This is a genomic window from Micromonospora sp. C81, from assembly GCF_018070425.1.
Classification (GTDB): Bacteria; Actinomycetota; Actinomycetes; order Mycobacteriales; family Micromonosporaceae; genus Micromonospora; species Micromonospora zamorensis.
Genome location: NZ_JAGPXS010000002.1, coordinates 241,509 through 264,139, shown reverse-complemented (window position 1 = coordinate 264,139; position 22,631 = coordinate 241,509). Strand labels below are relative to the sequence as shown.

The 22,631-nt window shown below is 71.9% G+C and carries 22 protein-coding genes and 1 riboswitch; of the genes, 10 read left to right on the top strand and 12 right to left on the bottom strand.

Translation table 11 applies throughout. The annotated features are described in order from the left end of the window. Positions 1–45 precede the first annotated feature (45 nt). Positions 46–582 (top strand): hypothetical protein, encoded by a 537-nt coding sequence (locus tag KBX46_RS04765; RefSeq protein WP_210791137.1) that lies wholly within the window; start codon positions 46–48, stop codon positions 580–582. A gap of 12 nt (positions 583–594) precedes the next feature. Here the strand turns inward: KBX46_RS04765 and KBX46_RS04760 are convergent, their stop codons facing one another. Further along, the gene (locus KBX46_RS04760; protein WP_210791135.1) at positions 595–1,995 is read right to left on the bottom strand and encodes an FAD-binding oxidoreductase; all 1,401 of its coding nucleotides are present in this window, start codon (positions 1,993–1,995) and stop codon (positions 595–597) included. Positions 1,996–2,063: 68 nt separating this feature from the next. On the opposite strand from KBX46_RS04760, the gene KBX46_RS04755 reads away from it, so the two are divergent. After that, complete coding sequence (locus KBX46_RS04755) at positions 2,064–2,348, top strand: DUF4031 domain-containing protein (protein ID WP_088950414.1); 285 nt, start codon at positions 2,064–2,066, stop codon at positions 2,346–2,348. Here the strand turns inward: KBX46_RS04755 and KBX46_RS04750 are convergent. Next, positions 2,320–2,976, bottom strand: a complete 657-nt coding sequence (locus tag KBX46_RS04750; RefSeq protein WP_308159376.1) for a metal-dependent phosphohydrolase — start codon at positions 2,974–2,976, stop codon at positions 2,320–2,322. The genes KBX46_RS04755 and KBX46_RS04750 overlap by 29 nt on opposite strands. 106 nt (positions 2,977–3,082) lie before the next feature. Here KBX46_RS04750 and KBX46_RS04745 point away from each other — a divergent pair, with 106 nt between their 5' ends. After that, a complete protein-coding gene (locus KBX46_RS04745) occupies positions 3,083–4,318 on the top strand; it encodes an aromatic acid exporter family protein (protein ID WP_141911408.1) in 1,236 nt (411 codons plus the stop codon). Positions 4,319–4,336: 18 nt separating this feature from the next. Here KBX46_RS04745 and KBX46_RS04740 read toward each other — a convergent pair whose 3' ends face one another. Then, entirely contained in the window at positions 4,337–5,581 is a 1,245-nt protein-coding gene (locus tag KBX46_RS04740; RefSeq protein WP_210791441.1) for an aminotransferase class V-fold PLP-dependent enzyme, read from the bottom strand. Positions 5,582–5,657: 76 nt separating this feature from the next. Continuing rightward, positions 5,658–5,778: riboswitch (SAM riboswitch) on the bottom strand. A 23-nt stretch (positions 5,779–5,801) separates the two neighbouring features. Here KBX46_RS04740 and KBX46_RS04735 point away from each other — a divergent pair. After that, complete coding sequence (locus tag KBX46_RS04735) at positions 5,802–7,280, top strand: PrsW family intramembrane metalloprotease (RefSeq protein WP_210791131.1); 1,479 nt, start codon at positions 5,802–5,804, stop codon at positions 7,278–7,280. Positions 7,281–7,300: 20 nt separating this feature from the next. Here the strand turns inward: KBX46_RS04735 and KBX46_RS04730 are convergent, their stop codons facing one another. After that, positions 7,301–7,468: a hypothetical protein gene (locus tag KBX46_RS04730; RefSeq protein ID WP_172862117.1), complete on the bottom strand. Its 168-nt coding sequence runs from the start codon at positions 7,466–7,468 to the stop codon at positions 7,301–7,303. 94 nt (positions 7,469–7,562) lie between these two features. Further along, entirely contained in the window at positions 7,563–7,901 is a 339-nt protein-coding gene (locus tag KBX46_RS04725) for a co-chaperone GroES (RefSeq protein ID WP_088950411.1), read from the bottom strand. A 160-nt stretch (positions 7,902–8,061) separates the two neighbouring features. Between KBX46_RS04725 and KBX46_RS04720 the strand changes: the two genes are divergently transcribed. Then, a complete protein-coding gene (locus tag KBX46_RS04720; protein ID WP_247666970.1) occupies positions 8,062–9,372 on the top strand; it encodes an AI-2E family transporter in 1,311 nt (436 codons plus the stop codon). 107 nt (positions 9,373–9,479) lie between these two features. Here KBX46_RS04720 and KBX46_RS04715 read toward each other — a convergent pair whose 3' ends face one another. Continuing rightward, entirely contained in the window at positions 9,480–11,678 is a 2,199-nt protein-coding gene (locus KBX46_RS04715) for an ATP-dependent DNA helicase (protein WP_210791127.1), read from the bottom strand. A 102-nt stretch (positions 11,679–11,780) separates the two neighbouring features. Here KBX46_RS04715 and KBX46_RS04710 point away from each other — a divergent pair, with 102 nt between their 5' ends. Beyond that, complete coding sequence (locus KBX46_RS04710) at positions 11,781–12,287, top strand: DUF402 domain-containing protein (RefSeq protein WP_088950409.1); 507 nt, start codon at positions 11,781–11,783, stop codon at positions 12,285–12,287. Positions 12,288–12,310: 23 nt separating this feature from the next. Here the strand turns inward: KBX46_RS04710 and sigJ are convergent, their stop codons facing one another. Continuing rightward, the gene (gene sigJ, locus KBX46_RS04705) at positions 12,311–13,273 is read right to left on the bottom strand and encodes an RNA polymerase sigma factor SigJ (RefSeq protein ID WP_210791125.1); all 963 of its coding nucleotides are present in this window, start codon (positions 13,271–13,273) and stop codon (positions 12,311–12,313) included. 134 nt (positions 13,274–13,407) lie between these two features. Here sigJ and KBX46_RS04700 point away from each other — a divergent pair, with 134 nt between their 5' ends. The 3 genes from KBX46_RS04700 to KBX46_RS04690 all read left to right on the top strand — a co-directional run bounded on the left by KBX46_RS04700 (position 13,408) and on the right by KBX46_RS04690 (position 16,116). Next, the gene (locus KBX46_RS04700; protein ID WP_210791123.1) at positions 13,408–14,349 is read left to right on the top strand and encodes a PPK2 family polyphosphate kinase; all 942 of its coding nucleotides are present in this window, start codon (positions 13,408–13,410) and stop codon (positions 14,347–14,349) included. A 128-nt stretch (positions 14,350–14,477) separates the two neighbouring features. Continuing rightward, positions 14,478–15,104, top strand: coding sequence for a DUF47 domain-containing protein (locus KBX46_RS04695; RefSeq protein WP_053655020.1), 627 nt, complete (start codon positions 14,478–14,480; stop codon positions 15,102–15,104). 4 nt (positions 15,105–15,108) lie between these two features. Then, positions 15,109–16,116, top strand: a complete 1,008-nt coding sequence (locus KBX46_RS04690; protein ID WP_088950406.1) for an inorganic phosphate transporter — start codon at positions 15,109–15,111, stop codon at positions 16,114–16,116. A gap of 54 nt (positions 16,117–16,170) precedes the next feature. Here KBX46_RS04690 and KBX46_RS04685 read toward each other — a convergent pair whose 3' ends face one another. Continuing rightward, positions 16,171–17,139 carry a Gfo/Idh/MocA family protein gene (locus tag KBX46_RS04685; protein WP_088950405.1) on the bottom strand — a complete coding sequence of 323 codons (969 nt, stop codon included), beginning with the start codon at positions 17,137–17,139 and terminating at the stop codon, positions 16,171–16,173. A 262-nt stretch (positions 17,140–17,401) separates the two neighbouring features. On the opposite strand from KBX46_RS04685, the gene KBX46_RS04680 reads away from it, so the two are divergent. Beyond that, positions 17,402–18,235, top strand: a complete 834-nt coding sequence (locus KBX46_RS04680) for an NUDIX domain-containing protein (protein ID WP_210791121.1) — start codon at positions 17,402–17,404, stop codon at positions 18,233–18,235. Between the two features lie 143 nt (positions 18,236–18,378). Here the strand turns inward: KBX46_RS04680 and pstB are convergent, their stop codons facing one another. Genes pstB through pstS form a run of 4 tightly spaced genes read right to left on the bottom strand, consistent with a single transcriptional unit; the run spans position 18,379 to position 22,495 of the window. Beyond that, the gene (gene pstB / locus KBX46_RS04675; protein ID WP_099848932.1) at positions 18,379–19,155 is read right to left on the bottom strand and encodes a phosphate ABC transporter ATP-binding protein PstB; all 777 of its coding nucleotides are present in this window, start codon (positions 19,153–19,155) and stop codon (positions 18,379–18,381) included. 17 nt (positions 19,156–19,172) lie between these two features. Next, a complete protein-coding gene (gene pstA / locus KBX46_RS04670; RefSeq protein WP_210791118.1) occupies positions 19,173–20,261 on the bottom strand; it encodes a phosphate ABC transporter permease PstA in 1,089 nt (362 codons plus the stop codon). After that, positions 20,258–21,349 (bottom strand): phosphate ABC transporter permease subunit PstC, encoded by a 1,092-nt coding sequence (gene pstC, locus KBX46_RS04665; RefSeq protein WP_088950401.1) that lies wholly within the window; start codon positions 21,347–21,349, stop codon positions 20,258–20,260. The genes pstA and pstC overlap by 4 nt, the downstream gene beginning before the upstream one ends. A 39-nt stretch (positions 21,350–21,388) precedes the next feature. After that, complete coding sequence (gene pstS, locus KBX46_RS04660; protein WP_088950400.1) at positions 21,389–22,495, bottom strand: phosphate ABC transporter substrate-binding protein PstS; 1,107 nt, start codon at positions 22,493–22,495, stop codon at positions 21,389–21,391. Positions 22,496–22,631 lie beyond the last annotated feature (136 nt).

The following is a 22,631-nucleotide window of genomic DNA, read 5'->3' as shown; positions in this document are numbered from 1 at the left end:
GATGGTGGTTTCGGTCGCTACCTACGGTGGGGTAGGTTTCCGCGCGTGCTACCCCGCGCGCACCCTCGTCTGCTCCTACCCCTCCTCGCCGTCGCGCTCGTCGGTGCCCTGACCGGGTGCTCGCTGTTCGACCGGGACAAGCCGGGTACGACTCTGGCGCAGCCATCCGCCCCGGTTGCGGGGGGCGGATCGCAGCTGGAGATCCCGACCACCGTCGCCGCCGGTCAGGTCAGCCTGCTCCAGCGGCTCGGCGAAGACGGGCCGATGCGCACCCTGAGCGTCGAGCGCAACGGCGCGTGGCAGTGCCTCGACTGCGCCGGCGACGGGGTCACCTCCCGGGGCACCCTCGCGCCGGAGCTGACCGAACGGCTCCAGGTGCTGCTCTCCAACCCGAAGTTGGCCGCCGAGACCGATCAGGCCCGGAGGTACCGGACCACCTGCATCGACGCGTTGACGTCCAGCCTGATCACCTCGACCGGGCTGATCACCTCGCAGGACTGCCCTGGTGAGGAGCGCACGCCGGTCGCCGGGGAGATCCTGCTGCTGCTCACCCAGGCGACCCCGGCCGAGGTCAAGGGCTGACCTTCAGCCAGGTCAGAGCACCTTGCCCGGGTTGAGCAGACCAGCCGGGTCGAGCGCCGACTTGATCGCCTGGTGCACCCGGACGCCGACCGGCCCGATCTCCCGGGCCAGCCAGTCCCGCTTGAGCAGCCCCACCCCGTGCTCGCCGGTGCACGTGCCGCCGAGGTCCAGGCCGAGCCGCATGATCTCGTCGAACGCCCGCCGGCCCCGCTCCACACTCGCCGGATCGGCCCGGTCGACCACGATGTTCGGGTGCATGTTGCCGTCCCCGGCGTGCCCCACCACACCGATCGGCACCTCGCACTCCGCTGCGATCCGGGCCACCCCGTCCAGCAGCGCGGCAAGCGAACCGCGCGGCACCGCCACGTCGTCGATCACCAGACCGCCGTTGCCACCCGGGTAGGCGTCGGCGGCGAACTTCTCCATGGCGGGGTGGGCCAGCCGGCGGGCCTGGAGCAGCGCCGCCGCCTCCACCGCGTCGGTGGCCGCGTAGACCTCGTCGGCGCCGGCCGCCTCGCACACAGCGGCCAGGGCGGCAAGGTCGTCGGCGGCTCGGCTGCCGGTGTCCACGGAGGCCAGCAGCAGGGCCTGCGCGTCGGTCCGCAGCCCCATCGGCTGGTACGCCTCGATCGCCCGCAGGTGCGTCTGGTCGAGCAGTTCCAACAGGCTGGGCGTGAGCCCGCGGGCCGCCATCTCGGCCACCGCGGCGCCGGCCGCCGCCGTGGACGGAAAGACCGCCACCAGGGTCAGCGACTCGGCCGGCGCGGGCCGCAACGCCACGGTCACCTCGGTGATCACCCCGAGGGTGCCCTCCGAGCCGACGAAGAGCCGGGTCAGGTCGTACCCGGCGACCCCCTTGGCCGTACGCCGGCCGGTGCGCAGCACCTCACCGGAGGCGAGCACCACCTCCAGGCCGAGGACGTACTCGGTGGTCACGCCGTACTTCACACAACACATGCCACCGGCGTTGGTGGCCACGTTGCCGCCGATCGTCGACGACTCCCAGGAGCCGGGATCCGGCGGATACCAGAGGCCCTGCTTCGCGACCGCCCCGGCCAGCGCCGCGTTGACCACCCCGGGTTGGACCACAGCGATCCGGCTCACCGGGTCGATCTCCCGGATCTCGTCCATCGCCACGGTGCTCAGCACCACCGCGCCGTCCACCGCGTTCGCCGCGCCGGCCAACCCGGTCCGCGCACCCTGCGGCACCACGGGTACGCCGTGCCGCGCCGCTGCCCGGACCACGGCGACCACCTGTTCGGTGCTGCGCGGACGGGTCACCACGAGCGGGGTGCCGGCGGCGCACAGGTCGGCCTCGTCCCGCTGGTGCATCCGCAGCAGGTCCGGGTCGGTGAGCACGGCGTCGCCACCGAGCGCGTCGCGCAGGTCGTCGAGGAGATTGGTGGGGGCCATGCAGCCGAGGCTAGGTCGCCGGCCGGCGATCATCAACATGATCAACTGAGCGGGATAGCTTGGGCACCATGCTCTACCTGGACCGGCCTGCCTGGCCGTGGCGCGGTCGGCTCTGGTCGCACCTGATCAGCGACGTCTCGTACGCCGAGCTGCACGCCTTCGCCGAGACACTCGGCGCGCCCCGACGCGGCTTCGACCGGGACCACTACGACATTCCGGCCGACCGGTTCGCGGCGGCGGTGTGGCTCGGTGCCCAGGTGGTGCCGAGCCGGGAGCTGGTCCGGTTGCTCCGCTCCGCGGGACTGCGTCGCCCGAAACACCTGGTCAGCCCGCGCCCGTCGACCCCTCGCTGAGCGCGGCCAGCTCGCGGCGCACGTTGCCCTGGGCAGGCTCCTCCCATCGGGCGGCCAGCGGCGGCAGCCGGAACAGCGCGGGCAGCGCCAGCAGGCCGGTCAACACCGCGGTCCGCCCGGCCCGGAAGGCTGGCTCCGGCACGTGCGCGTACTCCCGCCGGATGGCTGCCGCGTACCTGTCGTAGTCGGCCGGCGGGGCGGCCAGCACGACGAGGTCCGCGTCGCACAGCAGGGCGCCGTCCGGGTCGCCCGGTGCCACGGTGTGCCCGGCGGTGAGCAGTACCAGACGGTGCACCTCCGCCGCCGTGGGCGCCGGCACTCCGAGCCCGGCGAGCACGCTCTCGGCCAGCGCGGCACTGTCGCGTTCGTTGGCGTCGCCGACGGCCCGCGGGTCGTAGACGGCATCGTGGAACCAGGCCGCCAATCGGACCACGTCAGGCCGGCCGGCCAGGTCGGCGTGCTCGTCCACCACGTCGAGCACCGCCGTCAGGTGGGCCACCGTGTGATAGCGCCGGTGCGGCTCCCGCCACCGGGCGAGCAACTGCTCCCCGGCACCGGTCGACGTCGGGCCCGAACCCGCACCGGCGCCCCGGGCCGCGATTCGCCAGCGATCCAGCAGATCAACCACCGCCCGAGTCTGCCGCATCCGCCCACGACGCGCGAGAAGGGAGGATTCAGCGGGCCCACCACGGGTAGTCGCGCCCATGGCCGTGGCCCGGGACAAGCGACCTCCGATGGTGCGACGTACCGCGCTGCGCAAGGGGCTGGTGGACATCGACGGTGCCCGGATCGCCGAGGCCACCGAGGAGCTGCGCCATCGCGGCCGGGCCACCCTGCACGACCGGCTGCACCGGGTGCGGATGGCCGGCGGGCTCGCCGTGCAGGCCGGGCTGGCTGCCGGGCTGGCGTACTTCGTCTCGCACCGGCTGCTCGGCAACCCGCAACCGGTGTTCGCGCCGATCTCCGCGGTCGGCACCCTGGCCGCGTCGGTCGGCCAGCGGTTCCGCCGGACCGTGGAGTTGATCGTCGGGGTGGGCGTCGGGGTGGGCGTCGGCGACCTGTTGATCTATTTTCTCGGCACCGGGGCGTGGCAGCTCGGCCTGGTGGTCACGGTGGCGATCCTGCTTACCATCTTCGCCGGGGCGAGCGTCGCCATCGTCATTCAGGCGGCGGCCACGGCGGTGCTGATCGTCACGCTGAGCCCGTCGACCCAGAACCTGGAGATCCCCCGCTTCGTCGACGCGTTCCTCGGCGGTGGGATCGCGCTGCTGGTCACGGCTGTGCTGCTGCCACTGAACCCGCTCCGGGTGATCAACCGGGCCGCCCGGCCGGCGCTGGACCTGCTCGCCGCCCAACTTGACGCCACCGCCGACGGGCTGCGCAGCCGGGACCGCGCCGGCATCCAGCGGGCACTGGACCGGCTGCGCAACAACAAGGAGGAGCTGGCCACGCTGGGGGAGGCGATCGAAGGCGCGAAGGAGACAGCCACCCTCTCCCCGGCCCGGTGGCACCGCCGCGACGAGTTGACCCACTACGCGGAGGCGGCCGACCCGATCGACCGGGCGATGCGCAACAGCGGCACGCTGATCCGCAGGTCCGTGACCCTGGTCGAGGACGAGGAACCGGTGCCCGATCCGATGCCGGACGCGATCAACCACCTCGCCGAGTCGGTCCGGCTGCTCAAACACGAGTTCGCCGCCGGCGAGGAACCGGAGAAGGCCCGCGAGCGGTCGCTGCGGGCCGTCAGCGAGGCCGGCCGGGCGTACGGCGACGGGGTCGGCTTCTCCGGCAGTGTGGTGGTCGCCCAGATCCGGACCACCGCGAGCGACCTGCTGGTGGCCTCCGGAATCGAACAGGAGGAGGCGAACCGGTGGATCCGCACCGCCTTCGGTGAGCAGGAGCGCCCCGTCGGAGAGCCCGCCGAGCCGGGCGAGGCGCCGAAACCACCCACCGCCCCGCCGGTCGGCTGAGCGAGTCGCGCGGAGGCCTCAGCCCAGCTCGGCGAGCGCGGCGAGCAGCCGGTCCACCTGGGCCGCCGTGCTGCCCAGGCCGATACTGGCACGCAGCGCGGTGGGCGGCAGGTCCCGCCGACCGGTACGCCCCGTCGCCTCGGTGAGTAGCCGCCGGGCCAGCGGGTGAGCGCAGAACAAGCCGTCGCGTACGCCGATGTGGTGCTCGGCCGCCAGTCGCGCGGCCACGTCGCTGGATTCCCAGCCGGCGACCAAGAACGAAACGATCCCGACCCGGGGCGCGTCCGGGCCGAAGGTGCGCAGCTCCACGACGTGCGGCAGGGCGGCGATGCCGGAGCGCAGTCGAGCCAGCAGCGCCTGCTCGTGGGCGGCCAGTGCGGCCCGGTCGGCGTCGTCGAGCGCCGCACACACGGCTGCCAGCGCCACCGCGCCGAGCAGGTTCGGGGTGCCGCCCTCGTGCCGGGCCGGGCCGGTCGCCCAGGTCACGTCGTGGGTCGCCGGCCCGACGTGGCTGGTGGCACCACCACCGGCCAGGTACGGCGGGGCGTCGTCCAGCCAGTCCGCCCGGCCGATGAGCGCACCCGCACCGAACGGCGCGTACAGCTTGTGGCCGGACACGGCCAGATAGTCGACGTCGAGGGCGAGCAGGTCGACCGGGACGTGCGGGGCGAGCTGCGCGGCGTCCAGCACGATCCGGGCGCCGTGCCGGTGTGCCACCCGGGCCAGCTCGGCGACCGGCCACAGCTCACCTGTCACGTTGCTGGCACCGGTCACCGCGACCAGTACCGGCAGCGCCGGGTTGCTGCCCCGGCGCAGCTCGGTGAGGGCGGCGGCGAGGTCGCGTACCGCCGCGTCGGGGTCGGTGGGCACCGGCAACCGCACCGAGCCGCGCGGCCAGGGCAGCAGGTTGGCGTGGTGCTCGGAGGCGTTGGTGACCACTGTCGTGCCGGCCGGCAGGGCCCGCGCCAGCAGGTTGAGCGCGTCGGTCGTATTGCGGGTGAAGATCACGTGGTCGTCGGCGCGGCTGCCGAAGAAGTCACCGACCGTCTGGCGGGCCTGCTCGTAGGCGAGGGTGCAGCGCCGGGACAGCGCTCCCGCCCCACGATGCACGCTTGCGTACCAGGGCAGCAGCTCGGTCACCGCGTCGGCGGCGGCCCGCGCGCACGGTGCGCTGGCCGCGTAGTCCAGGTTGATCTCGCCCGGCACGCCGAGGACGTCCAGCGGTCGCGACGAGGCCGGCCGGGGCGCGGCGTCGACGCGGATGGGCAGCGGGGAGACAAGGGTGACGGACACGCCGGAACCTCCGGGGTCAGGGACCCCGGGTGCGGCATCGGGACGGGGTCCGCGCTTGCCCAGCACACCGATCGGGCTGGGCCCGGTCATCACCCGGGGCACCCCACCGCGAACTCGACGAGGGTTGCCGGCCAGCAAGCCGGGGCTTGACGCTGGCGCTCGTGACCTGCCGGCAGCATAGCGGCTGCCGATGCGACCGGACCAGCCGGCGGCAGATCGCTACGCTGACCGCATGGCCGACACCCCGCCCGGTTCACCCCTGCCGTCGTCGCCCGCGCCAGCGGCCCCGTCCGTCGGCGAGGCACCCCGGATGCCGCTGCGCCGACTGGGCTGGCGACGGTTCCTGGCGCTGGCCGGGGTGGTGCTGCTCATCGCCGCCTGCGCGGTGTTCATGGTCTTCACGCTCGGCCAGTCGCTCGGCGTGCAGGCCCTGCTGATCGGGGTGGCCGCCGCCATCCTGCCGGTGCCGGTGCTGGTCGCCTGCTTCCTCTGGCTGGACCGGTACGAACCGGAGCCGTTGAAATATCTGATCTTCTGCTTCGCCTGGGGAGCGTTCGTCTCCACCGCCGCCTCGCTCACCGTGAACGACTTCGCGGCCAACCGCTTCGAGGACTGGGGTCTGCCGTCCGCGCTCACCGGGGTGCTGGTGGCGCCCTTCATCGAGGAGTTGACCAAGGCGCTCGGCCCGATCCTGCTGCTGGTGTTCCGCCGCCGCGAGTGGTCCGGGATCACCGACGGCCTGGTCTACTGCGGGCTGTCCGCGGTCGGCTTCGCCATGGTGGAGAACATCCTCTACCTGGGCGGGTTGGGCTACGCGTCCGGTGTCGACCGGTACGGCCCTGCCACCGGCATCCAGCAGGTCATCGCGATCTTCATCCTGCGGATCCTGCTGTTCGGGTTCGCTCACCCGCTTTTCACCTCGATGACCGGTGTGGGGCTGGGCATCGCGGCGCGGACGGCCGACCGGCGGGTCCGGGTGCTCGCCCCGATCGGCGGCCTGCTGCTGGCGATGATGTTGCACGGCACGTGGAACCTGCTGCCCACGCTCACCCAGGCCACCGGCCAGGCGTTGATCATGCTGTACGGCTTCCTGGGCCTGATGGTGCCGGTGTTCTTCGGGATGGTGGGGCTGGCGGTGTGGCTGCGCGCCTGGGAGGGGCGGCTCACCGAGCGGACCCTGCCGGACTACGTACGCGCCGGCTGGCTGAGCCCGCCCGAGGTGGCCGCGCTGAGCAGCCTCGGCCGGCGGCACGCGGCCCGCAGGTGGGCCCGGCGGGTCGCCGGCGACGCCGGGGTGCGCGCCATGCGCGGCTACCAGTCCGCCGCCACCCGGCTGGCCCTGCTGCGTGACGGCACGCTGCGTGGCCTGGACCGCAAGCCCGCCGACCAGGACCGGAGCGCGCGAGAGGAGCGGGAGCTGCTGGACGCGATCACCGCGTACCGGTCGTTCTTCGTCGGCCGGGACCCGCAGGCCCCGACCGGGGTCTGGGACGGCAGCCGCTACCACCTGCGCTTCCCGGACGGTACGCAGCGCCCGGTGGACGCGCCGGACGAGCCGGTGGTGCCGATTCCGGTGGTGCTGGCCCCTGCCGCGCCTCCGGTGGGCTACGCCCCGTCCGGCTGGCCTGCCCTGCGACCGCCCGCGCCCTGGCCGCCGAATCACCCCTGACGGCCGGTCGGCGGCCCAGCTCAGGTCATCAGGGTGGTGAGGAAGTCACCGAAACCCTGGAACATCGCGATCAGCGCTGCCCCGATCGCCTTGAACATCTGTGCGGCGCCGTCCGGCCGGAAGGCCACGAAGTAGATCAGGAACGCGACGCTGCCCCAGGTCAACAACTTCTTAACGAATACCGGCATCGTCCCTCCCCAGGGCCACGGTCGCCGGATGGCTTCCCGTCGTGCGGCCGGGCAAACGGCGCGCGGCGGGGCGTGGTGGCCCGGGGGAGGTGCGTCAGAGGTAGAGGCCGGTGGGGTCGTTCTCGATCCGCTCGGCGGCCACGGCGTGCACGTCCCGCTCGCGCAGCAGCACGTACCCGCGGCCGTGCAGCTCGACCTCGGAGCGGTCGTCCGGGTCGAAGAGCACCCGGTCGCCGGAGACGATGGCGCGGACGTTCGGGCCCACCCCCACGGCGGTGGCCCAGGCGAGGCGCTTGCCGACCTGGGCGGTCGCCGGGATGACGATGCCGGCGGTGGAGCGACGTTCGCCCTCGCTGCCCTCCATCCGCACCAGCACCCGGTCGTGCAGCAGGCGGATCGGCAGGCCAGCGTCGAGATCGTTGTCGACGGTCACGCCGCAGACGCTACCGTGTGGCCGACGGCCGGCCGCCGGTGGTTACGCCGGTGGTGGCGGGGGCAATGTGTGGCGGAACTGCCCTACGGTGTCGGCAACGGACGTATGCTGTCCGACCTGTCGCCGTGGGCGGACCGATTTCTTCTGCCAGGAGGTGCGCTTGAGCCGCTTCGAGCGGGTACGCGGGCGGCTGCGCCGCGCCTACCAGTCACGACAGGAGTCGGCGCGCTCCGACGAGGGCAGCACGACCGAGGAGTTGAGCGGCGTGTCGGACGCCGCCCGGGTGGCGTCGCCGGCCGTTCCGGGGCCGACCGCACCGCCGAGCGCCTCGGTCTTCGGCGCGGAACCTCCGGTGGACCTGCACAGCTCGACCTCCAGCCGGGATGACGCTGACGTTCCGCACGGGCTGCGGATCGCCGCCGCGTGGTGCTGGCGCCTGATCGTGATCGGTGTGGTGGCCTGGGCCCTGCTCCGGATCGTCGGCACGATCAAGATCGTGATCATCCCGTTGGCCATCGCTCTGCTGCTCTCCGCGCTCCTCGCGCCGGCGGTGGGCTGGCTGCTGCGGGCCCGACTGCCCCGGTCGCTGGCGACGGCGGTGGTGCTGGTCGGCGGCCTGGCCGCGGTGATCGGCACGCTGACGTTGGTGGTCAACGAGTTCATCCGCGGCGTGCCGGAGCTCAGCGAGAAGTCCTCGGAGGGCGTGCGGCAGATCCAGGACTGGCTGAAGACGGGCCCGCTGCACCTCTCCGACGGCCAGCTCGACCGCTACATCGACGAGGCGCAGGCCTGGATCAACGACAACACCTCGAAGTTCACCAGCGGCGCGCTGAGCACGGCCGCGACGCTGGCGGAGGTGCTGACCGGCACGCTGCTGGTGCTCTTCGCGACGTTCTTCTTCCTGCGCGACGGCAACCGGATCTGGCGTTTCCTGGTCCGGCTACTGCCCGTCGCCGCTCGGTGGAAGGTCGACGACGCGGGCCGCGCCTCCTGGCACACGCTCGGCGCCTACGTGCGCGCGACAGTGCTGGTCGCCTTCATCGACGCGGTCGGCATCGGCATCTTCCTGGTCATCTTCGACGTTCCATTCGCCTTCCCACTGGCCGCGCTGGTCTTCCTCGGCGCGTTCATCCCGATCGTCGGTGCGGCGCTCTCCGGTGGCGTGGCGGTGTTGGTGGCGCTGGTCGACAGCGGCCCGGTCACCGCGTTGATCATCCTGGGTGCGGTGATCGGTGTGCAGCAGATCGAGGGGCACGTACTCCAGCCGCTGATCATGGGCCGGGCGGTCGCTCTCCACCCGCTCGCCGTGATCATCGGTATCGCCGCCGGTGTCGTACTCGCCGGCATCACTGGCGCCCTGGTCTCCGTGCCGCTCATCGCGGTGCTGAACACCGCGGTCCGCCGGCTCGCCGCCCGAAGGGTCCCGGACACCCCACCCGACGCCGTGGTCGTCGCCTCCCAGGCACCCTGACCTCCCAGGCCGCCGGCGACAAGATCGCGCACGATCGTGGAAACAGTGGTCTCCCCGCTCGGGGAGGCCACTGTTTCGTGTTGTAGCGCGATCTTGTCGACGCGGGCTCAGGACTTGGCGAGGCGTTCCAGGGCGCCGCGGGCCACCTCGGGGCGGGTCGTGTACCAGAAAGGCGGCAGCGAGCGGCGCAGGAACGGCCCGTAGCCCCGGGCCGTCTCCAGTCGGGAGTCGAGCACCGCGACCACGCCCCGGTCGCCGGTCGCCCGGATCAGCCGGCCCACACCCTGAGCCAGCCGGACCGCCGCGATGGGCACGCTGACGGCGGAAAAGCCGGACCCGCCGCCGGCGTCCACAGCCGCCGCGCGGGCGGCGGCCAGCGGCTCGTCCGGACGGGGGAAGGGCAGCCGGTCGATGACGACGAGCTGACAGGCGTCACCCGGCACGTCCACCCCCTGCCAGAGCGACATCACCCCGAACAGGCAGCTCGCCCGCTCCTCCCGGAACCGGCGGACCAGCAGGGGCAGGGCCTCCTCGCCCTGGAGCAGCACCGGCAGGTCGGTCCGCGCGCGCAGCAGCTCCGCCGCCTGCTGCGCGGCCCGCCGGGAGGAGAAGAGCCCGAGAGTACGACCACCGAGTGCTTCGACCAGCCCGAGCAGCTCCTCCCCGGCAGCCTCGGGCAGCCCGGAGACGCTGGGGCGGGGCAGGTGCGCGGCGACGTACAGGATGCCCTGCCGGGCGTAGTCGAACGGCGACCCGACGTCGAGTGACCGCCAACCGGGGCCCTCGGTGGCCGGTACGACGGGGGTGACGTCTCCAGCGAGGCGACGGCCCGGCGCCTCGGCGGCCGGACGGCCCGGGCCGGTGCGGGCGGCCAGCGCGGCCGCGGCGGGAGTCGGCGGGGCGGGCGGCGGCGCGTCCAGCCCGAGGGCGCGGGCCACCGTGTCGAACCGGCCGCCCAGCGCCAGGGTCGCCGAGGTGGCGACGACTGTGCGTTCGTCGTACAGGTGGGTGGCGAGGGTGCCGGCCACCGAGAGCGGCGCGACCACCAGCGCACGACGGCTGCCGCTGTCGTTCTTCTCCACCCAGGCCACGTCGTGGTCGGCCTCTTCCAGCAGCCGCTGCGCGGTGGTGGAGAGCTCGTCCAGTGCGGCCTTGGCCTGCTGCTTGCGCACCGGGTCGGGGTCGTCGGACTTGACGTCGCCGATCGCGTCCAGGGCGGAGCGGGTCGCCGCGTCGAGCAGCGTGCACGCCTCCCGAAGGGGCGTCGGCAGCCCGGCGGTGAGTCGCCCGGCCGGCGCCTCGGCCAGCCCGACCGCGAGGGCGTCACCGGCAGCGGTGAGCGCCTCGGCGGTCTCCGGCCGCAGCAGCGTACGGGCCCGCCGGGTCGTGCGGTCGATCAGCTCGGGCACCAGCTCCGCCTGGGCCGCGGAGGAGACCCGGTCGGCCAGCTCGTGCGCCTCGTCGACGATGAGCAGCTTGTGCGGTGGCACGATGTGCCGGTCGGCGAGCATGTCGACAGCGAGCAGGCTGTGGTTGGTCACCACGATGTCGGCCTCGCGGGCACGGGCCCGGGACGCCTCCGCGAAGCACTCCTGCCCGAACGGGCACCGGGTCGCGCCGACGCACTCGCGGGCCGGCATGGACACCAGCCGCCAGGCCTGGTCGTCGACGCCTGGGTCCAGCTCGTCGCGGTCACCGGTGGCGGTCTTCTCGGCCCAGTCACGCAGCCGCTCGATCTGCTTGCCCAGTCGGCCCGCCTCACCGAGCCACTTCGTCCCACCGCCGGGGCGGGCCGCCGGGGCGTCGAAGAGGGTGTCCTCCGGTTCCTCCTCGGTGGAGTTGTCCAGTCGGGCGAGGCAGAGGTAGTGGTGGCGACCCTTGAGCACCGCGAAGGTGGGCCGACGCCCCAGCACCGGCTCGACCGCGTCGGCCAGCCGGGGCAGGTCGTGGTCGACCAGCTGGGACTGCAACGCCAGGGTGGCGGTGGAAACCACCACCGGGCCGTCCACGGTGAGCGCCGGCGCGAGGTAGGCCAGCGACTTGCCGGTGCCGGTGCCGGCCTGCACGAGCAGATGCTCGCCGCCGGCCACGCACTCCTCGATCGCTTCGGTCATCTGCTGCTGGCCGGGGCGTTCCGCGCCGCCGGGCACCGCGCCGACCGCAGCCGCCAGCAGCTCCGTGCCGCTGGGCCGGGCACCCCGCCGGCGGCCCTTGCCGCGGGCCGACGGGGTGGCGGAACCGGTGGCGGTGCGGGGCGGAGTCACCGTGCGACGGTACCCGTCGCCGCCGACACCGGCCGCGCCCATCCGCCGCGTGGCGAGATGCCGGCACGACCGGCCGGTCCGGTCCGTGCCGTCCGGTTACCGCCGCGCTACGACGCGTGGGCAGTATCGGTTAGGGTGCGAATCATGCCGAGCGACATGGTCCGAGTGATCTACCGCAAGTACGACGGCAGCGCCCACCGCGACTACCCGGCCCGTCGGCTCACCGAGGACGATCTCGGCATCTGGCTCGGCGTGCCCGAGGGCACCGCCTCGGTCTACCACGGCCGGCCATCGGTGGAGAAGATCCCGTTCGTGCTGCTGGTGCCACATCGCGCCTGGTGGACGGCCATGTTCAACCCGCCGCCCCGCACCAGCGAGGTCTACTGCGACATCACCACCCCGGCCCACTGGGAATCCGACGACGTCGTGCACATCATCGACCTGGACCTCGACGTGGTCCGGCGTCGGGCCACCGGCCTGGTGGAGCTGCTCGACGAGGACGAGTTCGCCGAGCACCGGGCCCGGTTCGGTTACCCGGACGACGTGGTGGCCGAGGCCGAAGCCGCGGCCCAGCGGCTGCTCGGGTCCCTCGGCGACGGCACCGAGCCGTTCGCCACCGCGTACCGCAAGTGGTTGGCCCTCGTGGTCTGAGGCCGCACCCCCGCTCGGCCGGCTCACCAGCGCGGCGGCCAGGCGTCGTCGTCGCCCAACGGCACCAGGCCGGTCAGTTTCTCCGGGTTGAGCTGGTTGTAGATCGCGGTGATCCGCCCCTGGTCCACGGCGAACGCGGTGACCAGGCGGATCGGCCGCCCGTCGCTGTGCACCGTCTCCATCTGCAGGCCGAGCGCGCCGTCGACCAGAACCGGTCGCGACCGCACGCGGTCGGCGTACCGGCCGGCACGGCCGAACAGGCCGAGCGTGAAGCGACCCACCGCCGCCGCGCCGAGCACCGGCTGCCGGGCCGCGGGGAAGTGCCCACCGGAGTCGCCGACGAAGACCACGTCCGGCGCGAGCACCCGGAGCAGCTGGTCCAGCTCGCCGGACTCGGTGGCGGCGACGAACGCTTCGAGCACCCGGCGCTGCTCGGCCAGGTCGGCGGTGTGCCGGGGGACGTCCGACGAGGTGATCGCCCGTCGTGCACGGGAGGCGAGCTGACGGGCGGCCACCTCGGTGGTGCCGAGCGCGTCGGCGACCCGGGCGAACGGCACCGCGAACACGTCGTGCAGCACGAGGGCGACCCGCTGCTCCGGCGCGAGCCGTTCCAGCACCACCAGCAACGCCGCGCCGACCTGGTCGGTGCGGACCGCCCGTTCCGCCGGGTCCGTGGCGTACGCGTCCGACGACGGGCCGCCCAACGCGCTCACCACCGGTTCCGGCAGCCACTGCCCGGGGTACGCCTCCCGCCGCACCCGGGCCGAGCGGAGCACGTCCAGGCAGATCCGGGCGCAGGTGGTGGTCAGCCACGCGGACAGTTCACGGATCTCGGCGCGGGCCGTCGGGTCGGCGAGCGCCCCGGCGTAGCGCAGCCAGGTCTCCTGCACCGCGTCCTCCGCCTCGCTGCGGCTGCCCAGCATCCGGTGGGCCACCACGAGCAGCCGGCCCCGCTCGGCCTCGAACTCCGTCGCCAGGTCCCGCACGACCCACCACCCTCCCGGTCGGCACCGTCCTGGCCTACATCCTCCCGTCGACCGCACGCGCTGGCAGCCCCGCCCGTCACCCGAGGGGTGGCCCTCGGCGGGCGGAAGGCCTGCGGGTGGGCGATGATCCGTGGATGAGCGCACCCCAGCAAGGGCAGATCGTGGCACCGGCCGGCGGCTCCGTGCGGGAGCTGCTGCGGGTCACCGCACCGGTGGATCTCGGCGCGATCGACCCCCGTTCCACGCCCGGCCTGCCGGAGACGGTCGGTCGCGGTGAACGCCGTAAGGCCTGGGCGCGAGAGCAGGTGGAGCTGGTCGGCGCAGAGCTGGGCCGGCAGCAGGAGATGCTCTTCGCGATGGCCAAGACCGGGTCGGAGCAGCCCGCGCACCGGGTGCTGCTGGTGCTCCAGGCGATGGACTGCGGTGGCAAGGACGGCACGATCAAGCGGGTGGCCGGTGCGATGAACCCGCTGGGTCTGCACATCCGCTCGTTCGGGCCGCCGACCCGGCAGGAGTTGCGGCACGACTTCCTCTGGCGGATCCGGCGGGAGCTGCCGCCGCCGGGGTACGTGGGGATGTTCAACCGCTCGCACTACGAGGACGTGTTGATCGCCCGGGTCGGTGCGCTGGTGCCGGAGGCGACCTGGCGGGCCCGCTACGACGCGATCAACTCGTTCGAGCGGGAGCTGACCGAGGGCGGCATCACCGTGGTCAAGGTGATGCTGCACATCTCGTACGAGGAGCAGGGCAACCGCCTGCTGGAACGGCTCACCGACCCGCAGAAGCACTGGAAGTACAACCCCTCCGACATCGACTCCCGGGGGCACTGGGACGACTACCAGGCCGCGTACGCCGAGGCCCTCAGCCGGTGCGCGACGGACGCCGCGCCCTGGTTCGTGGTGCCGGCGGACCGCAAGTGGTACCGGGACTGGGCGGTGGCCCATCTGCTGCGTGAGACGTTCGACACGCTTGATCTGGGGTATCCGGCTGCCGATTTCGACGTGGCTCAAGAGCGGGAGCGGTTGCTTGCTGGGGGACCGGGTGCGGGTGGGACGGCCGAGATGAACAGCAGGTGAACGAGCGGTGAATGACGCTTGGCCAGGGGTGGGCCGGCGAATTCGCGGTTCTGTCGGCTCCTAGCATTCACCGAGCGGACGCTCTTCGGGCGCCGCCACCCTTCCACCGACGCGACGAGGTCTGTGCTGTGAAGTTTTCCTTCCGCCCCACCGAGGGCGCCTTCTACGAGCTCTTCACCAGGGCCGCGCAGAACCTGGTCCGGGGCACCGCGTTGCTCAACGAGCTGGCCCTGCCCGGTGTCGACGTGCAGTCCGTGAGCGAGCGGCTGACCGAGGTCGAGCACGACAGCGACCAGATCACCCACGACCTGTACAAGAAGATCAACTCGACCTTCATCACGCCGTTCGACCGGGAGGACATCTACCGGCTCGGCTCGCTGCTGGACGACGTGATGGACCACCTGGAGGCCGTCGGTGACCTGCTCTACCTGTACGGGCTGACCGAGCTGCCGGCGCTGCCCCGTGAGCTGCACGAGATGGTGAACGTGCTCGACCAGCAGGCCAAGCTGACCGCCGACGCGATGCCCCGGCTGAAGTCGATGAAGGATCTTGAGGACTACTGGATCGAGTGCAACCGGCTGGAGAACGAGGGCGACCGGATCAACCGGCAGTTGCTCGTCCGCCTCTTCTCCGGCGAGTACGACGCGTTGACGGTGCTGAAGATGAAGGAGGTCGCCGACGAGCTGGAGGCCGCCTGCGACGCCTTCGAGCACGTGGCGAACACCGTCGAGACCATCGCCGTCAAGGAGTCCTGAGCCGGTGTCCCCTGAACTCATCGCCGTGCTGGCGGTGATCGCGGTGGCCCTGGCGTTCGACTACACCAACGGCTTCCACGACGCCGCCAACGCGATCGCAACAAGCGTCTCCACCCGGGCGCTGACACCCCGGATCGCCCTCGGGCTCGCCGCGGTCGGCAACTTCGTCGGCGCGCACTTCGGCGCCGGGGTGGCCAAGACCGTCGGCGACGGCCTGGTCACGCTCCCCACCGGGGTTGCCAGCCTCGGTGTGGTCTTCGCCGGTGTGCTCGGCGCCATCGCCTGGAACCTGATCACCTGGTACTTCGGTCTGCCCTCGTCGTCCTCACACGCGCTCTTCGGCGGTCTGGTCGGCGCGACCCTGCTGTCCACCGGCGGCATCGTGCAGTGGGTCACCATCGGCGAGAAGGTCATCCTGCCGATGATCCTGTCGCCGATCGTCGGTCTCACCCTCGGCTACGTGCTGATGCTGGCCATCCTCTGGCTGTTCCGCAAGGGGCAGCCGGGCAAGCTCAACCGTGGCTTCCGGTGGGCCCAGACCGTCTCGGCAGCCGCCATGTCGGTCGGTCACGGCATGCAGGACGCCGCGAAGACGATGGGCATCGTGGTTCTCGCCCTGTACACAGGCGGTTTCCAGGACGACAAGACGCACATCCCCGGCTGGGTGTTCTGGACCTCGGCCACGATGCTCGCCCTGGGTACCTACGCCGGCGGTTGGCGGATCATCCGCACCCTCGGTCGTAAGATCATCGACCTGGGCCCGCCGGAGGGCTTCGCCGCCGAGACGGTCGCCAGCGCGGTGCTCTACTTCAACGCCCTGGTGCTGAAGGCCCCGATCTCGACCACCCACACCATCACCTCGGCGATCATGGGCGTGGGCGCGACCAAGCGGCTCTCCGCGGTCCGCTGGAACGTCGCCGGCAACATCGTGCTCGCCTGGATCGTCACGTTCCCGGCCGCCGCGCTGATCGCCTGCGTCACCTACCTGCTGGTCCGGCCGCTCTTCGGCTGACCCGGCCCCGGGCCCCTTGTCGACGCCTCGCGCGTCAACAAGGGGCCCGCTCCGTCAGACGTAGCGCACGCCGATCTGCTCGCGGACCGTGTCCAGCAGCGCCATCACCTCAAGGGTCGTGGAATGCGGCACCACCGGGCTCTCGGTCAGGCCGGCGGCCAGGCAGCGCTGCACCTCGATCGCCTCGTACTGGTAGCCGTTGCCAGCCCCGTCGGCGACGATCGTCTCCGGCTCCGCGCCGGCCCGGTGCACTGTCACGGAACCGGGCCGGAAGAACGGCTCCGGCAGGTCGATCCGCCCAATGGTGCCGGTGATCGAGGCGGTCTGCCCGCTCAACCCGACCATGCCGCAGCTCAGGGTCGCCAGTGCTCCGGTGTCGTAGCCGAACAGCATGCCGGTGTTCTCGTCCGTCCCCTCCGGGCCGAGCTGCGCCCAGGAGCGGATGTGCTGCGGCACGCCCAGCAGCAGATGGGCCAGGCTGATCGGGTAGATCCCCAGGTCGAGCAGGGCGCCCCCGCCCAGCGCCGCGTTGCGCATCCGGTGCTCCGGCGGGAACGGACCGGCCACCCCGAAGTCGGCCCGGACGCCGGTCACCGTGCCGATCGCCCCGTCCGCGATCAGCTCGACCACCCGCAGGATCATCGGATTCAGCCGCATCCACATGGCCTCCATCAGGAAGACCCCGGAGGCGCGGGCAGTGTCCACCAGCTCGGTGCTGGTGGCCAGGTCGAGGGTGAACGGCTTCTCCAACAGCACCGCGCGCCCGGCGGTCAGGCAGGTCATCGCCGCCTCGTAGTGCGCGGAGTGCGGCGTCGCCACGTAGATCGCGTCGATCTCCGGGTCGGCGGCCAGCTCCACCCAGGAGCCGTACGCGCGCTTCGCGCCATAGGTGTCGGCGAAGCGCTGCGCGCTCTCCGCGGCGCGGGAGCCGACCGCGACCAGTTCGGCGTCCGGCACCAGCCGGAGGTCTTCGGCGAAACGGCTGGCGATGTGGCCGGTGGCCAGGATGCCCCAACGAGTCATGTCGGGCACGCTAGCCCAGCCAGGTGAACCACCCGCCGCCCGGCCCGATGGCCGATGGCTCGTCCGCCAAACCTCTGCCGATCGGTGGTCCGCCCACTGCTGTGCACGTCCTTTGCTCTGCTTACGCGGATGCGACAGTTACCGAACGTCACCGGTGCATCCGCGTAAGCAGAGCAAAGGGGCGGTGGGAGTGGTCGGGCGGCCGCACCGAGGTGCCTGGCACACCAACCAGCCCCGCCGGTCGGGGAACTAGGCTCGCCGCATGACGATCGACAGCGACGGTTTCGCCGCCCCGGCCGCACTGGTCGAGCACGCCCGCCGGTTCCAGGCCGAGGGTGGCACCCCGGCGACGCCGCGGGTCGCGGCCACCGTGTTGCTGCTGCGTCCGACCGACGCCGACTTCGAGGTGTACGTCATCCGCCGGGTCGCCGCCATGACCTTCGGCGGGATGTACGCCTTCCCCGGCGGCGGGGTGGACCGCTCCGACTCCGAGGCACACCTGGACTGGGCCGGGCCGGCACCCACTGAGTGGGCCGGGCGACTCGGGGTGACCCCGGACGCCGCCCAGGCGGTGGTCTGCGCCGCCGCTCGGGAGGTCTTCGAGGAGGCGGGCGTGCTGCTCGCCGGCCCGGACCGCGAGACGGTGGTGGGCGACGTCAGCGGCGACGACTGGGAGGCCGCCCGGCAGGACCTGGAGGGGCGCCGGCTGGGCTTCGCCGCGCTGCTCGCCGAGCGTCAACTCACCCTGCGGTCGGACCTGCTGTTGCCGTGGAGCCGGTGGATCACTCCCGAGTTCGAGCCGCGCCGCTTCGACACGTACTTCTTCGTCGCCCTGCTGCCGGCGGGGCAGCGGACCCGCGACGTCTCCGGCGAGGCCGACCACACCCTGTGGATCCGGCCGGCGGACGCGCTGGCCCGGGCCCAGGCCGGGGAACTGACCATGCTGCCGCCGACCCTGGTCACGCTGGCGCAGGTTGCGGCGGCCGGCGACCTGGCCGGGGTGGCGCGAGCGGCGGCCGAACGGGACGCGGCCACCCCCGTCACCCCGCGCCTCGACCTGCCCCCGAACGGCGAACCCCGCTTCGTCCTGGGCTGACGGCTGCCCTCGCGCGCGTGTCCGACGCGCACCGTCAAGATCCGCACAACTTCAGGGATACTGCTGCCTCGGAGGCGCGGGAGACAGCAGTATCCGGGTAGTTGCGCAGATCTTGGGCGCGGTCTGGGTAGGGGGTATGCGGCTCAGCCGAAGCGGCCGGTGATGTAGTCCTCGGTCTTCTTCACGCTCGGGTTGCTGAAGATCTTCTGGGTGTTGTCGTACTCGATCAGCCGACCCGGGTCGCCGGTCTTCTCGATCGAGAAGAAGGCGGTCCGGTCCGACACCCGCGCGGCCTGCTGCATGTTGTGCGTCACGATGATGATCGTGAACTTGTCCTTGAGCTGGAACATCAGGTCCTCGATCGCCAGGGTGGAGATCGGGTCCAGGGCCGAGCACGGCTCGTCCATCAGCACGACCTGCGGCTCGACCGCGATGGTCCGGGCGATGCAGAGCCGCTGCTGCTGACCGCCGGAGAGGCCCGCGCCGGGCTTACCCAGCCGGTCCTTGACCTCGTCCCACAGGTTCGCCGAGCGCAGCGCCTTCTCGGCCGCGTCCTCCAGGATCGACTTCTTGCGGACCCCGTTGAGCTTCAGCCCGGCCACCACGTTCTCGAAGATGCTCATGGTGGGGAACGGGTTCGGCCGCTGGAAGACCATGCCGATCGTGCGCCGGACCGCGGTGACGTCCACGTCCCGGTCGTAGATGTCCTGGTCGTCGATGGTCAGGCTGCCCTCGACCCGGGCACCCGGCAGCACCTCGTGCATCCGGTTGATCGACCGCAGGAACGTGGACTTGCCACAACCGGACGGCCCGATGAGGGCGGTGACCGTCTTCGGCTCGACGGTCAGGTTGATGTTCTCGATCGCCTTGAACCCGCCGTAGTACGCGGTGACGTTCGAGGCTGAGACGCGCTTGGCCATGGTGGTACCTCCGGGGTTCATCGGCTGAGCCGGTTGCGACGGGCCAGCAGCTTCGCCGCGATCGTCAGGATGAGCACGAGGGCGACCAGGGTGAGTGCAGCGGTCCACGCCCGTGCCGGGGCGTACTTCGACGCGTCACCGGCCTGCTGGTAGACGAAGAGGGACAGCGACGACTGGTTGTTCTCGAAGGGGTTCGTGTTGATCGCGGCGCCGCCGCCGGCGACCAGCAGCACCGGCGCGGTCTCGCCGGCCGCGCGGGCGATGGCGAGCATGACGCCGGTGACGATGCCGGGCAGTGCCGTCGGCACCACCACGCGCAGGATGGTCTTCCATTTGGGTACGCCGAGCGCGTACGCGCCTTCGCGCAGTGGCGCCGGGACGAGGCGGAGCATCTCCTCGGTGGACCGGACGATGGTGGGCAGCATGAGCACGCTCAGCGCGAGCGCGGCGGCGAAGCCGGAGAAGCTCGGCCGGCCGTCGTTGAACCACGGCGACACGACCAGCACCCAGAACGCCAGCACGAAGAGGCCGGAGACGATCGACGGGATGCCCGTCATCACGTCCACGAAGAACCGGATCGCGAAGGCGAACTTGCCCCGGCCGTACTCGACGATGTAGATCGCGCAGAGAACGCCGAGCGGGACGGTGATCACTGTGGCGATGCCGACCTGCTCCAGCGTGCCGACGATCGCGTGGTACGCGCCGCCGTTGGCGTCCCGGGCCCCGATGTTGTTCATCGAGGTCTGGAAGAAGTTGGCGTCGAACCGCTCGGCGCCCTTGCTGACCAACGTCCAGACCACCGAGACGAGCGGCAGCACCGCCAGCACGAAGGCGGAGTGGATCAGCGCGCTCCAGGTGCGGTTGCGCGCCGACCGGCGCCCCTCGACCGCGTTGGCGACGGCGAAGAGCCCAACCAGGTAGAGGATCGCGCCGAGGACGACCACGAGGACCGGGCCGCCGATGTCGGTGCCGTAGACGATCACGGCGGAGAGCAGCAGGGCTGCCACGGCGATGGCCGGGGCGGCGTACCAGGGCAGCCGCCTGGCCCGCAGCGAGGCGGGCTGGGCCGGCGGCCGGCTGCGGTGGGAGGTGACGGTTGTGGTCATGCGGCCGACTCCGTGAACTCCCGGCGGCGGTAGATGATCGCCCGCGCCGTGATGTTGACGATCAGCGTGATGGTGAACAGCACCAGACCGGAGGCGATGAGCGCGCCCCGGCCGGTCTCGTTCGCTTCGCCGAACGCGTTGGCGATGTTGGCGGCGATGGTGTTGCCGCCGTTCTGGATCAGGTTGAACGAGATGCCGAAGGTGATGCCGAGGGTCAGCGCCAGGGCGATGGTCTCGCCGAGCGCCCGGCCGAGGCCGAGCATCACCGCGGCGATGATGCCGGGGCGGCCGTAGGGCAGGACCGCGGTGCGGAGCATCTCCCAGCGGGTGGCGCCCAGGGCGAGGGCGGCTTCCTCGTTCGCGGTCGGCGTCTGGAGGAACACCTCGCGGGAGAGCGAGGTGATGATCGGCAGCACCATGATCGCGAGTACCAGGGCACCCAGCATGATCGACTTACCGAACGGGCCGTCGCCGCCGAAGATCGGGATCCAGCCGAAGTACTCGTTCAGCCAAACGGAGAAGTCCCGGACCGGGTTGATGAAGATGTCCCGCCCCCAGAGGCCGAAGACCACGCTCGGCACGGCGGCGAGGAGGTCGACCAGGAAGCCGAGCGCGGTGCCCAGCCGGCGGGGTGCGTAGTGCGAGAGGTAGAGCGCGATGCCCAACGCCACCGGCACCGCCATGAGCAGCGCCAGCGCCGAGCTGAGCACGGTGCCGAAGGCGAGTGTGCCGATGCCGAACTTCGGCTGCGTCTCGTTGGGAGACCAGCCCTCGTAGGACCAGAAGTTCTCGGTGTTGGCGCGGAGGGCCGGCACCGCCTTGGCGATCAGGAAGATCGCGATGGCGGCGATGATGACCAGAACGGCGGTGCCGGCGGCCAGTGTGAGACCGCGGAAGGCCCGCTCGGCGCCGAACTTGCGGCTGCGCGGCAGTGCGCCGCCGCCGCCCAGTCCGGTGCCGCCCGGGGAACGGGTGCTGACTGGTGCCTCGGCCACACGCGCCGAGGCACCGGCGGGCCACTCGTGACTCTGGGTCACGCGCGTCCCGCCGGTGCCGGCGTCGGCCGAGCGGTGAGGGGTTTCACCCATCTGCTCGCTCGATTCGGTTGCGGAGGTGGTGGGGTCGGGTCAGGAGAGGTTCTTGACCGCGGTCTCGACCTTGGTGCGGACCGTCTCGGGCAGCGGGGCGTAGCCCAGGTCGGTCAGCGAGGTCTGGCCCTCGGCGCTGGCGGCGTAGCCCAGCAGACCCTTGACCAGCTTCAACTTGTCGGCCGCGAGGCCCTTGCTGCAGACGATCTCGTACGTCGCCAGGACGATCGGGTAGGCCCCGGCCTCCTTGGTGTTGTAGTCGATCTTCAGCTTGAGGTCGTCGCCCTGGCCGTCGATCGCCGCGCCGGCGATGGTCTTGCCGGCCGCCTCGGCGGTCAGCGCGGCGAACTCGCCCGCGCCGTTACCGATCTTGGCCATCTTCAGGCCGGCGTTCTCGGCGAACGACCACTCCATGTAGCCGATGGAGCCGTCGGCGCCCTTGACCGAGCTGGCCACGCCGTCCGAACCCTTGGCGCCGGTGCCGCCCGGGGCCTTCCACGCCTTGGCCTTGCCGAGGGTCCAGTCGGTCTCGGCGGTCTTCGACAGGTAGTTGGTGAAGTTGTCGGTGGTGCCCGACTCGTCCGAGCGGTGGACGGTCTGGATGGTGGTCGACGGGAGCTTGGCGTCCGGGTTGTCGCCCTTGATCGCCGCGTCGTCCCACTTGGTGACCTTGCCGGCGAAGATCTTCGCCAGGGTGGCCGGCTTGAGCTGGAGGTTGTCCACGCCGCTGACGTTGTAGGCGACGGCAACCGGGCCGATCACCATCGGCAGGTGGATGGCCTTGCCACCGACGCACTTGGCGTCGGCCTGCGGCTGCTCCTCCGGCTTGAGCGCGGAGTCGGAGCCGGCGAAGTCGGCGGTGCCGGCGATGAACGCCTGGATGCCGGCGCCCGAGCCGGTGGGCTCGTAGTTGATCGTGGTGCCCTGGCACTTCTGCTGGTACGCCTTGATCCACTCGGCCATGGCGTTCTTCTGCGCCGACGAGCCCTGGGCGTTCAGCGTTCCGGTAGCGCAGTCGACCGCGGCGGTCGAGCCCGAAGCGCTGGCGCCGGAGGCGGGCTCGTTGTTGTCCGAGCCGCATGCACTGAGGCCGAGCGTCGCGGCAAGGGCGAGGCAGGCAATAGTGCCGTACCGCTGGAGCTTCACCTGAGGGGTTTCCCTTCGCGTCTGACTTGGCGCCCCGATCCCGGGGGCCGAGGACCGGCACTGACCGGCTGACACGAAAGTTAGAAGTGCCAGGTAGCCGGTTCGCCGGTCACAAGTGAACGCAGGGTGAACACGT

What these genes read in the sequence shown, in the direction of transcription:
- KBX46_RS04685 (WP_088950405.1), bottom strand. Translation starts at nt 17,139, where the DNA reads ATGACTCGTTGGGGCATCCTGGCCACCGGCCACATCGCCAGCCGTTTC.
- pstC (WP_088950401.1), bottom strand. Translation starts at nt 21,349, where the DNA reads ATGGGTGAAACCCCTCACCGCTCGGCCGACGCCGGCACCGGCGGGACG.
- KBX46_RS04700 (WP_210791123.1), top strand. Translation starts at nt 13,408, where the DNA reads ATGAGCGCACCCCAGCAAGGGCAGATCGTGGCACCGGCCGGCGGCTCC.
- KBX46_RS04715 (WP_210791127.1), bottom strand. Translation starts at nt 11,678, where the DNA reads ATGGGCGCGGCCGGTGTCGGCGGCGACGGGTACCGTCGCACGGTGACT.
- pstB (WP_099848932.1), bottom strand. Translation starts at nt 19,155, where the DNA reads ATGGCCAAGCGCGTCTCAGCCTCGAACGTCACCGCGTACTACGGCGGG.
- KBX46_RS04680 (WP_210791121.1), top strand. Translation starts at nt 17,402, where the DNA reads ATGACGATCGACAGCGACGGTTTCGCCGCCCCGGCCGCACTGGTCGAG.
- KBX46_RS04745 (WP_141911408.1), top strand. Translation starts at nt 3,083, where the DNA reads ATGGTGCGACGTACCGCGCTGCGCAAGGGGCTGGTGGACATCGACGGT.
- KBX46_RS04710 (WP_088950409.1), top strand. Translation starts at nt 11,781, where the DNA reads ATGCCGAGCGACATGGTCCGAGTGATCTACCGCAAGTACGACGGCAGC.
- pstA (WP_210791118.1), bottom strand. Translation starts at nt 20,261, where the DNA reads ATGACCACAACCGTCACCTCCCACCGCAGCCGGCCGCCGGCCCAGCCC.
- KBX46_RS04730 (WP_172862117.1), bottom strand. Translation starts at nt 7,468, where the DNA reads ATGCCGGTATTCGTTAAGAAGTTGTTGACCTGGGGCAGCGTCGCGTTC.
- KBX46_RS04735 (WP_210791131.1), top strand. Translation starts at nt 5,802, where the DNA reads ATGCGACCGGACCAGCCGGCGGCAGATCGCTACGCTGACCGCATGGCC.
- KBX46_RS04760 (WP_210791135.1), bottom strand. Translation starts at nt 1,995, where the DNA reads ATGGCCCCCACCAATCTCCTCGACGACCTGCGCGACGCGCTCGGTGGC.
- KBX46_RS04755 (WP_088950414.1), top strand. Translation starts at nt 2,064, where the DNA reads ATGCTCTACCTGGACCGGCCTGCCTGGCCGTGGCGCGGTCGGCTCTGG.